Source organism: Halobaculum sp. D14 (assembly GCF_051195135.1).
GTDB lineage: Archaea > Halobacteriota > Halobacteria > Halobacteriales > Haloferacaceae > JBNTKA01.
Genome location: NZ_JBNTKA010000005.1, coordinates 42,444 through 54,289, shown reverse-complemented (window position 1 = coordinate 54,289; position 11,846 = coordinate 42,444). Strand labels below are relative to the sequence as shown.

11 protein-coding genes are annotated in these 11,846 nt (G+C 69.6%); 6 read left to right on the top strand and 5 right to left on the bottom strand.

Annotated features, from left to right (window positions below):
- From ACQUST_RS14165 to glpA, 4 genes are all read right to left on the bottom strand, one after another.
- The coding region (locus ACQUST_RS14165; protein ID WP_435129948.1) for a methylglyoxal synthase at positions 1–235 on the bottom strand (235 nt) is incomplete at its 3' end.
- Positions 232–1,605, bottom strand: coding sequence for an anaerobic glycerol-3-phosphate dehydrogenase subunit C (locus ACQUST_RS14160; protein ID WP_435129945.1), 1,374 nt, complete (start codon positions 1,603–1,605; stop codon positions 232–234). The genes ACQUST_RS14160 and ACQUST_RS14165, both read right to left, overlap by 4 nt.
- The gene (glpB, locus tag ACQUST_RS14155; RefSeq protein WP_435129942.1) at positions 1,602–2,876 is read right to left on the bottom strand and encodes a glycerol-3-phosphate dehydrogenase subunit GlpB; all 1,275 of its coding nucleotides are present in this window, start codon (positions 2,874–2,876) and stop codon (positions 1,602–1,604) included. The genes ACQUST_RS14160 and glpB overlap by 4 nt, the downstream gene beginning before the upstream one ends.
- A complete protein-coding gene (gene glpA, locus ACQUST_RS14150) occupies positions 2,866–4,620 on the bottom strand; it encodes an anaerobic glycerol-3-phosphate dehydrogenase subunit GlpA (RefSeq protein ID WP_435129939.1) in 1,755 nt (584 codons plus the stop codon). The genes glpB and glpA overlap by 11 nt, the downstream gene beginning before the upstream one ends.
- Positions 4,621–4,916: 296 nt before the next feature.
- Between glpA and glpK the strand changes: the two genes are divergently transcribed.
- From glpK to ACQUST_RS14120, 6 genes are all read left to right on the top strand, one after another.
- Positions 4,917–6,449, top strand: a complete 1,533-nt coding sequence (glpK, locus tag ACQUST_RS14145; protein WP_435129936.1) for a glycerol kinase GlpK — start codon at positions 4,917–4,919, stop codon at positions 6,447–6,449.
- 3 nt (positions 6,450–6,452) lie between these two features.
- Positions 6,453–7,529: a hypothetical protein gene (locus ACQUST_RS14140; RefSeq protein WP_435129933.1), complete on the top strand. Its 1,077-nt coding sequence runs from the start codon at positions 6,453–6,455 to the stop codon at positions 7,527–7,529.
- Positions 7,530–7,714: 185 nt separating this feature from the next.
- A complete protein-coding gene (locus ACQUST_RS14135; protein WP_435129930.1) occupies positions 7,715–8,890 on the top strand; it encodes a Cdc6/Cdc18 family protein in 1,176 nt (391 codons plus the stop codon).
- A 68-nt stretch (positions 8,891–8,958) separates the two neighbouring features.
- Positions 8,959–9,426 (top strand): FKBP-type peptidyl-prolyl cis-trans isomerase, encoded by a 468-nt coding sequence (locus ACQUST_RS14130; protein ID WP_435129927.1) that lies wholly within the window; start codon positions 8,959–8,961, stop codon positions 9,424–9,426.
- 129 nt (positions 9,427–9,555) lie between these two features.
- Entirely contained in the window at positions 9,556–10,899 is a 1,344-nt protein-coding gene (locus ACQUST_RS14125; protein WP_435129924.1) for an FAD-dependent oxidoreductase, read from the top strand.
- Positions 10,900–10,980: 81 nt separating this feature from the next.
- Positions 10,981–11,541: a class I SAM-dependent methyltransferase gene (locus ACQUST_RS14120; protein ID WP_435129921.1), complete on the top strand. Its 561-nt coding sequence runs from the start codon at positions 10,981–10,983 to the stop codon at positions 11,539–11,541.
- 34 nt (positions 11,542–11,575) lie between these two features.
- Here the strand turns inward: ACQUST_RS14120 and ACQUST_RS14115 are convergent, their stop codons facing one another.
- Positions 11,576–11,746, bottom strand: a complete 171-nt coding sequence (locus ACQUST_RS14115; protein ID WP_435129918.1) for a DUF7560 family zinc ribbon protein — start codon at positions 11,744–11,746, stop codon at positions 11,576–11,578.
- Between the last annotated feature and the right edge of the window lie 100 nt (positions 11,747–11,846).

Sequence of the window (11,846 nt, the reverse complement as noted above, 5' to 3'; positions counted from 1 at the left end):
GGAAGACGACGCCGTCCAGCAGCCCCTCGGCGACCTCGGCGCCGATCATCAGGTCGCCGCCGAGCGGCCCTGACTGCTTCCGCTCGACGGACAGCGACGTCTCCGCGCCGATGCGCTTTCCGGTCGTCCCCGTCGCGACGAGGTCGAACCCGTCGAGCAGCGCCTCGTGACGCCGCACCAGTTCGACCATCTCCGGCTTCTCGTCGTCGTGTGCGATGAGCGCGAGGCGGGTCATTCGACCACCGCCGTTTCGAGCAGTTCCAGCGGGTGGCGGACCTCGTAGCCGGTGCCGTGCTCCATCTGCATCGCGCAGGTGGGGCACTCCGTCATCCCGGTGTCGCCGTCTGCGGCCTCCATGTGGTCGAACATGTCGGCGCCGATCTTCATCGACGTCTCGTACTTCTCGTCCTTCCAGCCGTACGTCCCGGAGATGCCCGAACAGGAGTCGCCGACGTCCTCGACGCCGACGCCGTCGAGTTCGCCGAACAGTTCGACCGCCTGGCGGTCGAGCCCCTGATTCCGGGCGTGACACGGCGCGTGGTACGCGAACTCCGCGGCGAGTTCGTCGTCGACGTCGGCGTCCGCGAGCTCCCCCTTCAGGTCCTCGTGGATGCGGAGGTACTCGACGGACTCGAAGGTGTTCGCGGCGACGTCGTCGATGCCGTCGACGTCGAACAGCTCGGGGTACTCCTGCCGGAGCGCCATCGAACACGAGGTGCACGACGCGATGGCGTTGTACCCCTCCTCGACCAGGTCGGACATCGACGACACGGTGACTTCGGCGTGCCGGCGCGCGTCGTCGAGCATCCCGTTCGCGAACATCGGCGTCCCGGAGCAGCCCTGCTCGGGCACGACGATTTCGTAGCCGAACTCCTCGAACACCCGGACCATCGCCTTCCCGACCTCCGGCGTGTTGTAGTTCGCGTAACAGCCGTGGAAGTACGCGACTTTCCGGTCGGCGTCGCGGGGCAGTCCGCGGCGCGCTCTGTTCTCGCGGGCGCGCTCGCGAGACCCGTCGGCGCCGCCCTTCGACGCCCACCATTCCCGGAAGGTTTCGGTGGCGAACGACGGGAACTCGCGTTCGCTTGTAACGCCCATCGTCTTTTCGAGCAGCCAGCGCGCCGGCCCGAAGTTCGTGACGGCGTTCGCGAGCCGCGGCACCTTGCTGGCGAGCCACGCCGACGACCGGTAGTTCGCCAGGATGCGGTTCCGCCAGTACGTCCGCGAGAGCTTCGACTGCTGTTCGCTGACGTACGAGCCGCGCGCCGTGTTGTGCATCTGCGACAGCGGGACGCCCGACGGGCAGGCGTTGTCACACCGCATGCAGTTCGAGCAGTCCATCACGGAGTCGTCGATTTCGTGGTCGTCGTCGGACTGCTTCAGCCGCCACTGCTCGGGCCCCTGGAACTTCGGGCCGGGGAAGTCGTCGTCGACGGCGGCGACCGGGCAGTTGGTGTCGCAGGTCGAACACTTGTAACAGGAGTCGGCTCCCGGCCGCAGGTCGAACGCGTCGCTGTCGGGGAACACCTCGACCGGCTCGAACTCCTCGGTCGCGGACGATTCGGCTGGCTCGAACTCCGTCGGTGGGGATTCTGTGTCGCTCATCGTGCCTCCTGTGCGGCGCCGCGGCCCGCCGCGTAGCCCGTCGCTATCGAGACGCCGCCGCCGGACTTCTCGGCGGCGAAGTCGTAGCCGCCGAGAACCGAGCCGGCCGCCCGGAGATTACCGAACTCGGGGTCGCCGTCCGCCGTGACCGGGCGGAGCGCGTCGTCGGTCGGGACGCCGAACCGTGCGAACCGGTGGTCGCCGAACGCGTCGTCGTCGAACCAGTCGTACCGGTCGTCGCTGTGCGGGACGTGGCAGTCGAAAATCGGCTCCGAGACGCCGACCCGGTTCGACTCGACGCCCTTCCCGACGAGGCCGCCGGTGGCGAGGACGTACTGGTCGGCGGCGTTCGGGATTTTCGCGCCGTTCTTGTCGACGTACACCGTCTCGACGCGGTCGTCGCCGTCGTAGTCCACGACCGGGTTTCCGGTTTCGACGCTGACGCCGGCGTCGTCGAGCGCGTCGAACAGCGCGTCTTCGAGGCGGAGCCCGGGGAGCGACGGCGGCCCCGCCGGCACCTCGAACACGTCCGCGCCGAGCGCGGCCGACAGGTCGTCTCGCACCGCGGCGGCCGCCTGATGGCCGAGGACCGCCGGGAAGCCGACGCGGCCCTCGCCGTCGAGGTGCGGTTCGACGCGGGCGGCGAGCGCGGCTCGTGCGCCCTCCGTCCCGCGGTCCGTCTCGACCGCGGCGTCCTGGTCGAGCAGCTTCGCGTACCGCGTCACCTTCGCGTCCGCCCGGAGCGACCCGGGGAACGGGACCGTGACGCCGCGGACGCCGAACGGGACGCCGGCGGCTTCGAGGTGCGGCGCGGCGCGCTCGGCGTCGAAGTCGACGAACGTCTCGAAGCCGACGAGCAGCATGTCCTCGGTCGCGCTCGCGACTCCGGCTGCGGCGCCCGCCGGGTACCGCGCCGTCGGCTTCACCGTCCCGCCGTGGGTCGGGACGAGCGCGTTCCGGTCCGTGTGGCCGCCGCGGTAGGCGGTCGCGACGTCGTCGAACAGCGCCATCGCGTCCCGCGTCGTCTCCTCGCCGACGACGCTGTACGGGTGGCTGTTCGGGAGCGCGTCGAACGCAGCGTACGGGTCGGCGAGCGGCCCGTCGCCGTCGGGCGTGTAGCCGAGCACGTCGACGAGCCCCGAGGCGTTCCGGAGCGTGCTCTGCTTGTACGAGAGCAGCCGGACGTCCGCGCCGGCGCGCGCCGCCGCGAGCGCGCTGGTCAGGCCGGCGAGGCCGCCGCCGACGACGAGCACCTCCGACTCAATCGCCACCGCGCGCACCCCCGTCTGCCGCGGCGCCGCGCCGCCCGGCGTCGCCCCCGCGGCTCCCCGCATCGGCGTCGGCGTCCGGCCCGGCGTCGAACGCGCCGAAGTCGACGCCGTCGCCGTCGCTCGCCGGGTCGCGGTCGCGGTTCTGCGTCGTGGCGTGCAGCGCGTAGTTCAGCATCGCCTGCGAGAGCTGTTCGCCCCACAGCGCGTGCCGCTGGCCCTTCCAGCGCTCCGCGAGCAGTTCGTTCCACGCCGCGCGCACGGTCGGCTCGTCGTACTCGGCGTGCAGTTCGTTCGCCAGCCGGTGACAGCAGAACCCGCCCTGGCAGTTCCCCATCGACGCCCGCGTCCGGATGCGGACGGCGTTGAGGTCCGAGCCGGCGGTCTCGACGGCGTCCCGTATCTCGGCGCGCGTCACGCCTTCGCAGTCGCAGACCGTCGGGTTCGGCGCGTCCGTGTCGAGCACGTCGTCGGCGCGGGAGCCGAGCCGCTCGACGCTCCGCCGGCCGATTGGGGAGCGCAGCCCGAACTCGTCCATGTAGTCGCGGAGCACCGAGAACTCCTCGCTGCCGGGGAGCGGCTCGTCGGCGGTGCGGCAGTCGGCGTCGACGCCGACGACGTCGCAGACGTGGTCGCTGATGGACTCGGCCATCATCCGGTAGGTGGTGAGCTTGCCGCCGACGATGCTGGTCATGCCACCGAGGCCGTCGCGGTCGGCGTGGTCGAGCAAGAAGAAGTCGCGCGTGATGTCGGTCGGGTCGGTGCTGCCGACGTCCGGCGGTTCGTACAGCGGCCGCACCCCCCAGAACGACCGGATTGTTCTGGCCTCCGACAGCATCGGGATGAGCTCTGCGAGCGTGTCTATCATCCGGTCGACCTCCCACTGCTCCTCCGGGTAGTCCTCGGGGTCGTCCACCTCCTCGTCGGTGGTTCCGAGGATGGCGGTGGTCTCGTGGGGAACGACGATGTCCGCGTCGCCCTTCGGGCGGCAGCGGTTGATGGCGGTGTCGACCTGCCGGACGTTCATGATGGTCATGACGCCCTTCGACGGCCGGACTTCGATGTCGACGCCGGCCATGTCGCCGATGTGGCCCGCCCACGCACCGGTGGCGTTGACGACGTGGTCGGCGCGGATCTGCTCGGTGCCGCCGGCGGTGCCGTGGACGCGCTTGCCGGGGCCGGATTCGTGCTCGACTTCGACGCCGACGACGTCGCCGTCCTTGACGACCAGGTCGGTGACGGTGGTGTGCGTCTCGATGCGCGCGCCGTGGTTCTCCGCGCTGGCGGCGTTGGCGGCGACGAGCCGGAACGGGTCGATGGCGCCGTCCGGGACCGTGATGGCCTTGTCGACGTCCGCCGCGAGATGCGGCTCCATCTCGCGCGCCTCCGCGCCGGAGATGACTTCGGCGGGGATGCCGCACTCGCGGCACCCGTCGAGCTTCTTCTGGAAGTACGCCTCGGAGTCCTCGGGGCGTTTCACGAACAGGCCGCCGGTCATCTCGACGCAGTGGCTCGCGATGTCCCGGAGCACCCGGTTCTCCTCGATGCACTCGGCGGCGCTCGCCTGGTCGGAGACCGCGTACCGGCCGCCGCTGTGGAGCAGCCCGTGCATCCGCCCGGTCGTCCCGTGCGTGAGGTTCCCCTGCTCGACGAGGGTGACGTCCAGCCCCCGCATCGCGAGGTCCCGTGCGGTCCCGGCCCCCGTCGACCCCCCGCCGATGACCACGATGTGTGGTGTCGTTCCCATCTCTCTGTCGTCCGTGATTCAGCCGCCACCCACTTCATGTTTACCACCACGTCGAAGTCGTCGATAAACTCTTTACTCGTCCCGGAACGCAGCCCCGACCTGGGCGGCGTGCCGAAATCGAGCCGGCCGCCGGCCTGAAACGTCTCGTGGCAGTCGACGGGCGTTCCAACGGGCGAGCGGATGGCGCAGAGCGCCTGTGGCCCACCAGCAAGATTTATAATGAACTATTCTATTGTATACTCAGGGGCAGGGTGTTTCAGTAAAAATCCTGCCTGGACCACGGAGCACTCAGCACAATGTCAGACACGTACGTCGGCGCAATCGACCAAGGGACGACCGGCACCCGGTTCATGGTCTTCGACCACGCGGGGCAGGCCGTCGCGAACGCCTACGAGAAGCACGAACAGATCTATCCGGAACCAGGCTGGGTCGAACACGACCCCATCGAGGTTCTCGAAAACACCAAAGCCGTCGTCGAGCGCGCGCTCGACGGCGCCGGCATCGACGCCGACCAGCTCGACGCGCTCGGAATCACGAACCAGCGCGAAACCACGGTCGTCTGGGACGCCGAGACCGGAAAGCCCGTCCACAACGCGCTCGTCTGGCAGGACCGCCGGACGACCGACCGCGTCGAGCAGCTGCAGGCCGAAGACAAAGTCGAGTGGATCCGCGAGAAGACCGGCCTCGAAGCCGACGCGTACTTCTCCGCCACGAAAGTCGAGTGGATTCTCGACAACGCCGAGCCGCTGAAACTAAGCAGCTCCCGGACGCAGAACCTCCGCGAGCGCGCCGAAGACGGCGAACTCCGGATGGGGACGATGGACGCCTGGCTCATCGACAACCTCACCGGCAACCACATCACGGACGTCACGAACGCCTCCCGGACAATGCTGTACAACGTCCGCGACCTGGAGTGGGACGACGAACTGCTCGCGGAGTTCGACGTCCCCGAGAGCATGCTCCCGGAGGTCCGGCCGTCCTCGGACGAGGACTACTACGGCACGACCGATCCGGACGGCTTCCTCGGCGCCGAAGTCCCGGTCGCCGGCGCGCTCGGCGACCAGCAGGCCGCGCTGTTCGGACAGACCTGCTTCGACGAGGGCGACGCGAAGAACACCTACGGCACCGGCTCGTTCTACCTGATGAACACCGGCACGAAAGCCGTCTCCTCCGACCACGGCCTCCTCACGACCATCGGCTTCCAGCGGTCCGGCGAACCGGTACAGTACGCCCTCGAAGGCTCCATCTTCATCACCGGCGCCGCCATCGAGTGGCTCGAAGACGTCGACCTCATCAACAACGCCGCTCAGACCGCCGAAATCGCGAAGTCGGTCGACTCCACGGACGGCGTCTACGTCGTCCCGGCGTTCACGGGGCTCGGCGCGCCGCACTGGGACGGCCGCGCCCGCGGCACCATCGTCGGCATGACCCGCGGTACCGGGAAGGGCCACATCGTCCGCGCGACGCTCGAATCCATCGCCTACCAGACCCGCGACGTCGTCGAGGCGATGGAGGCGGACTCCGGCGTCGAAACCACGTCGATTCGCGTGGACGGCGGCGCCGTCAAGAACAACTTCCTCTGTCAGCTGCAAGCGGACATCCTCCAGACCGAAGTGGTTCGCCCCGAGGTCGACGAGACCACTGCGCTCGGCTCCGCGTACGCCGCCGGGCTCGCCACGGGCTACTGGGACTCCATCGACGACCTCCGCGAGAACTGGCAGATCGACCGGGAGTTCGAGCCGAAGGCGGACCCCGAAGACGTCGACGAGCGGTACGACCGCTGGGGCGACGCCGTCGAACGCTCGCTCGACTGGGCGCAGGAGGAGTAATCCATGAACGGACTCCTCGTGCAGGTCCCCGTCATCGGCCTCGGCTGGGAGCAGTTCGCCGTGCTGCTCATCGCGGCGCTCGCCGGCGGCGCGTTCGGCGCCGCCCTCGGCGCGCTCCCGTCGTTCATCTTCACCGGCTTCGTCGTCTTCCTCGGCGAAGGCCTCGGGATTCTGCAGCGCCAACTCGGCGGCCTCGACGCGATTCCGGTCGGCGAAATCGCGACCGGCGTCACCGGAACCATCGGGTTCGGGATGGTGACCGGGCCGCACGTCGCCTTCGCCGGCGGCGTCGCCGCCACCGCCTACGCCGGCAAGCGCTACCCGGAGATGGAGCCCGACGGCTGGGACTTCCACTTCGGGAAGAACATCGGCTACGCCTTCGGGACGAAACCGGACATCCTCGCGGTCGGCGCCGTTTTCGGCGCGCTCGGCATGCTCGTCACCCGGGTCGCCAGCGGCGTCGGCGTGCCGACGGACAACATCGCGCTGTCGGTCGTCGCCACCGCGTTCGTCGCGCGCCTCGCCTTCGGCTACCCGCTCGTCGGGAAGGTCGCCGGGACGAACGTCCTCGACATGACGCCGTTCGAGCGCGACGAGAAACGCCCCCTGCCCGACGGCGGCGCCGAACCGTCGGCGCGGCTCGCCATCGAGCCGTGGCTCCCGCACCAGTACAAGTGGTCGGGGGTCGCGACGGTCGGCGTCGTCGCCGGGATACTCAGCGGCTTCATCTGGCTGAAGACCGGGAGCATCTTCCTCGGCTACGCCATCTCCGCGATGAGCCTGCTGTTCTTGAACCTCGGCGTCGAGAAGATTCCGGTGACACACCACATGACGCTGCTCGGGTCGGTCGGCGCCATCGTCGCGATGCCCGTCGTCGGCAGCGACCCGGTCGTGCTGCTCGTCGCCGGCGCGTTCGGCGGACTCAGCGGGCTGCTCGGCGAACTCACCCAGCGCGTGTTCTACTCGCACTCCGGGACGCACGTCGACCCGCCGGCGATGGCGATCATGCTCATGATGCTGCTGGTCGGCGTCCTCTCGCTGGCCGGGGTCCTCCCGAACGCCGGCTACCTCTCGCTGTAGCCGTGCAGCGCACACGGGGGCCGGGGCGGCTCCGCAGGGGCGCCCGCCGCGGCCGCCCCGCTCTCGGTCGCCGTCGACGCCGCGACGGCGCCCGGCTCGCCGCCGGCGTCTCGCCATCAGTGCCGATAACACGGCCCTTATTGGGTCGGAGTATCGACTCGTCCCCAACAGACGCCTGACTCTCGATGGACATCGACGAACGGATACGGCGGCGTCAGCGCTGGACCGGTGAGTCCCGTCTCATCCAGGACTACGACGCGCTCTCGCCGGTCGGCCACATCGACGAGCCGTCCGACCGCGGCCCCGTCTTCGAGCAGCTCCTCGACCACCTCGACCCGGTGTTCGACGGCGACCTGCCGGGGAACGCCTACGTCCACGGGCCGTCCGGCGCCGGGAAAACCGCGGTGGTGACAGCGCTGTTCGCGCACCTCGAACCGCTCTCCTCCGGCACGCAGTCGGTGATTCACACGAGCACCCGCGCGGCGACCACCGGCGTCCCGGGCGTCGTCTACCTCGACACCCGAACGACCACCAGCACGTTCGCGCTGTACCACGGCGTCCTCGACGGCCTCGTCGAGGAGTCGGTTCCGAAACACGGCATCAGCACCGACGAACTCCGCAGCCGGCTCCACGACGCACTCGACGGGGCCCGCGCCGGCGCGGTCGTCGCCGTCGACCACGTGGGCGAACCCGGCAGCGCCGACACCGACGACCTCGTCGACGTGTTCGCCGGGCTGCCGAGCAACGTCAGCTGGCTCGCCGTCGGCCGCGACCCGCCGGCACAGACCGAACTCGCCGCGTACACCGCGACGACCGTCGCGGTCCGGCACTACCGCCAGCAGACGCTCACGGACGTCCTGATGACGCGGGCGTCGAGCGGGCTGGCACACCGCGCGCTCGACCACGAGCAGGCGCGGCGAATCGCCGCGTGGGCCGACGGGAACGCCCACGACGCGCTCGCGGCGCTGTTCGTCGCCGCCGTCCGCGCCGACGACCGCGACCGCACCAGAATCGCCGAGGCGGACGTCGACGACGCCCTCGCTGAACTCCCGCAGCCGTCGGTGTCGCTCGGCCGCGTGCTCGCGCTCCCGGAGAACCGGCAGGCGGTGCTGCGCGCGCTCGTCGACCTCGACGAGACCGACCGGGCGTCCGTGACCGCGACCACGGAGGCCGTCGCCGCCGCGCCGGGCGTCACGCTCTCGCCCGGAACCATCAAGCGGTACCTGTACGAACTCGCCGAAATCGGCGTCATCGAACGCGTCAAGTCCGAACTCGACAACGACCAGGGGCGGCCGCCCAGCCGCGTCGAACTCCGGTTCCCGCCGACCGCGTTCCGCCGCCTGTACGACCTCCAGCAGTAGCGGCGACGGGCCGCAGACCGACTCACGCTCACACGACACATGACCGGACACGACCACAGCGCCACGCCATGAGTATCGAACCGGGAGACCACGTCCGACTCGAATACGTCGGCCGATTCGAGGGCGGCGACGTGTTCACGACGTCCGACCGCTCGGTCGCCGAAGAGCACGGGCTCGTCCCGGCGGACGCCGACGCGTCGTTCGCGCCGATTTCGTTCACTGTCGGCGCCGGCGACGTCATCCGCGGCCTCGACGAGGCGGTCGTCGGGATGACCGAGGGTGAGGAAGCGACCGTGACGGTGCCGCCGGCGGACGCCTACGGCGAGTACGACCCCGAGCGGGTCCGGGAGTACGACCCGGAGACGTTCGAGGGGATGGTCGGTGAGCCGCCGTCGGTCGGCCAGCACGTCGAGGCGCAAAACGGGCTGCACGGCGACGTTACCGCGGTGTCTGCGGACGCCGTCCAGGTGGACTTCAACCACGAACTCGCCGGGCGGACGCTCGTCTTCGACGTCCGGGTCGTCGACGTCGAGTAGCCCGCCGCTGCCGCCGCGGTTCTATGATTGTCGATGTCGGTTCTCGCGATTGTCGAGGGCTTCTGCGGCGATAAAAACAGTGTTAACGGATGAAACGCAGTGGTCGAGACGAGCCTACCACTTCATCACATGTCTGGGAAATACGACCTCGTCATCGTCGGCGGCGGAATCAGCGGCGCGTCGCTGCTGTACACGACCGCGAAGTTCACCGACATCGACTCGATCGCGCTCGTCGAGAAGGAGTCGGAGATCGCGGCGATCAACTCCGATCACACGAACAACTCGCAGACGCTCCACTTCGGGGACATCGAAACGAACTACACGCTCGACAAGGCCGAGAAGGTGAAAGAGGGCGCGGAGATCCTCGCCGGCTACCTCGAGAACCACGACCCCGACCGGGAGATGCACGCGAAACGCAGCAAGATGGTGCTCGCCGTCGGCGACGACGAAGTCGACGCCCTCGAATCCCGCTACCACGACGAAGGGTTCGGCGACCTGTTCCCGAAGCTCCGCGCCATCGGGCGCGACGAAATCGAGGAACTCGAACCGAAGGTCGTTGAGGGCCGCGACCCGTCGCTCGACCTCCTGGCGCTGCAGACGCCGGACGGCTACGTCGTCGACTACGGCGCGACCGCGAAGTCGCTCGTCGACAACGCCACGGAGGAGCCGAACGTCGACGTCTTCACGTCCACCGAAGTGACGGACGTGACGAAGGGGTACGACGGCTACACGCTCACCACGACCGACGGCCAGTTCGACTGCGACGCCACGGTCGTCGCCGCCGGCTCGCACAGCCTCCAGATGGCGAAAGAGCTCGGCTACGGCCAGGACAAGGTGCTGTTGCCCATCGCCGGGAGCTTCTTCCTCGCGGACGACTTCCTGAACGGGAAAGTGTACACGCTGCAGATGAAGAAGCTCCCGTTCGCGGCGGTGCACGGCGACGCCGACGTCCACGACCCGTCCATCACGCGGTTCGGGCCGACCGCGAAACTCGTCCCGACGCTCGAACGCGGCCGGCTCTCGACGGTCGGCGACTTCCTCGACGTGTTCGGGCTGAACGTCGCCGCGTTCCTCAGCTACGCCAACATCCTCGCCGACCGCATCCTGCTGCCGTACGTGCTGCGGAACCTGGTGTACGACCTCCCGGAGGTCGGACGCCGCGCGTTCCTCCCGCACGTCCAGAAGGTCGTGCCGAGCGCCGAACTCGACGACATCGAACGGGCGACCGGCTACGGCGGCGTCCGGCCGCAGATCGTCGACACGAAGAAGAAGTCGCTCGACATGGGCGAAGCCAAGATCGTCGGCGACGACGTCATCTTCAACATCACGCCGTCGCCCGGCGCCTCCACCAGCCTGAAGAACGCGATGCGGGACACCCGGACGCTGATGGACTTCTTCGACGGCGAGTACGAGTTCGACGAGGACGCGTTCCGCGCCGACACCATCGACAACTTCCCGCGCGCCGACGACTAGCCGCGACGCGGTCGCGGTGCGGCCGGGTCGCCGCCGCACCGCACGCACAACGGTTTCGGTGCTCCGCGGCGACGACGCGGTATGGGTCACCACACGTTCGACGCAGCGCGCGCCGACAGGCTCGAAAACGCCGCCCGGCGCTACCGGTTCGTCTCCCGGGAGGAGCTCTGCTGGGCGGTCGACGCCGACGGCGACGAGACCGTCGCCGACCTCGGCAGCGGCACCGGCTTTTACACCGACGACCTCGCGCCGCTCGCCGAGACGGTGTACGCCGTCGACGTGCAGGCGGCGATGCACGACTACTACCGCGAGAAGGGGCTCCCGGAGAACGTCGAAGCGGTGACGGCCGACGTCGCCGACCTCCCGTTCGCAGCCGACCACCTCGACGCCGCGGTGTCGACGATGACGTACCACGAGTTCGCCGGCGACGACGCCCGCGCGGAACTCGCGCGGGTCGTGAAGCCCGGCGGCCGCCTCGTCGTCGCCGACTGGGCGGCCAGCGGCACCGGCGCCGACGGCCCGCCGGTCGACGAACGCTACGCGCTCGGAGACGCCGCTACGGCGGTCGAATCGGCGGGGTTCACCGTCGAGTTCGCCGCCGACCGACCCGAGACGTTCCTGTTCGTCGCCGAGCGCGACTGACCAGGCGTGGACGCCACCGACGCTGCCGCCGCCGTCACGGTGTCTCGGCGCGCTGGGACGCCGTGAACGCCGCGTCGGTGACGGCGGTGCCGCAGAGGACGCAGCCCTCCCGGAGCAGCGCCGCCCGCATCGCGTCGGTCACCGCGAGCGATTCCCCGCATGCCGGGCAGACGAAGGCGTACGCCGCGGTATCGTCACTGTTCATCGTACCCTGTGGTTCGGCGTCCCGGGATAAACCACGGCCGCTCGTTCCAACCGAGTGGGAACCGCGGCCGCGCCGCCGCAGCATTTTACGGCCGGCCGCC

Coding starts and splice junctions, on each gene's coding strand:
- ACQUST_RS14160 (WP_435129945.1), bottom strand. CDS start 1,605: ATGAGCGACACAGAATCCCCACCGACGGAGTTCGAGCCAGCCGAATCG.
- glpA (WP_435129939.1), bottom strand. CDS start 4,620: ATGGGAACGACACCACACATCGTGGTCATCGGCGGGGGGTCGACGGGG.
- glpK (WP_435129936.1), top strand. CDS start 4,917: ATGTCAGACACGTACGTCGGCGCAATCGACCAAGGGACGACCGGCACC.
- ACQUST_RS14140 (WP_435129933.1), top strand. CDS start 6,453: ATGAACGGACTCCTCGTGCAGGTCCCCGTCATCGGCCTCGGCTGGGAG.
- ACQUST_RS14135 (WP_435129930.1), top strand. CDS start 7,715: ATGGACATCGACGAACGGATACGGCGGCGTCAGCGCTGGACCGGTGAG.
- ACQUST_RS14130 (WP_435129927.1), top strand. CDS start 8,959: ATGAGTATCGAACCGGGAGACCACGTCCGACTCGAATACGTCGGCCGA.
- ACQUST_RS14125 (WP_435129924.1), top strand. CDS start 9,556: ATGTCTGGGAAATACGACCTCGTCATCGTCGGCGGCGGAATCAGCGGC.
- ACQUST_RS14120 (WP_435129921.1), top strand. CDS start 10,981: ATGGGTCACCACACGTTCGACGCAGCGCGCGCCGACAGGCTCGAAAAC.
- ACQUST_RS14115 (WP_435129918.1), bottom strand. CDS start 11,746: ATGAACAGTGACGATACCGCGGCGTACGCCTTCGTCTGCCCGGCATGC.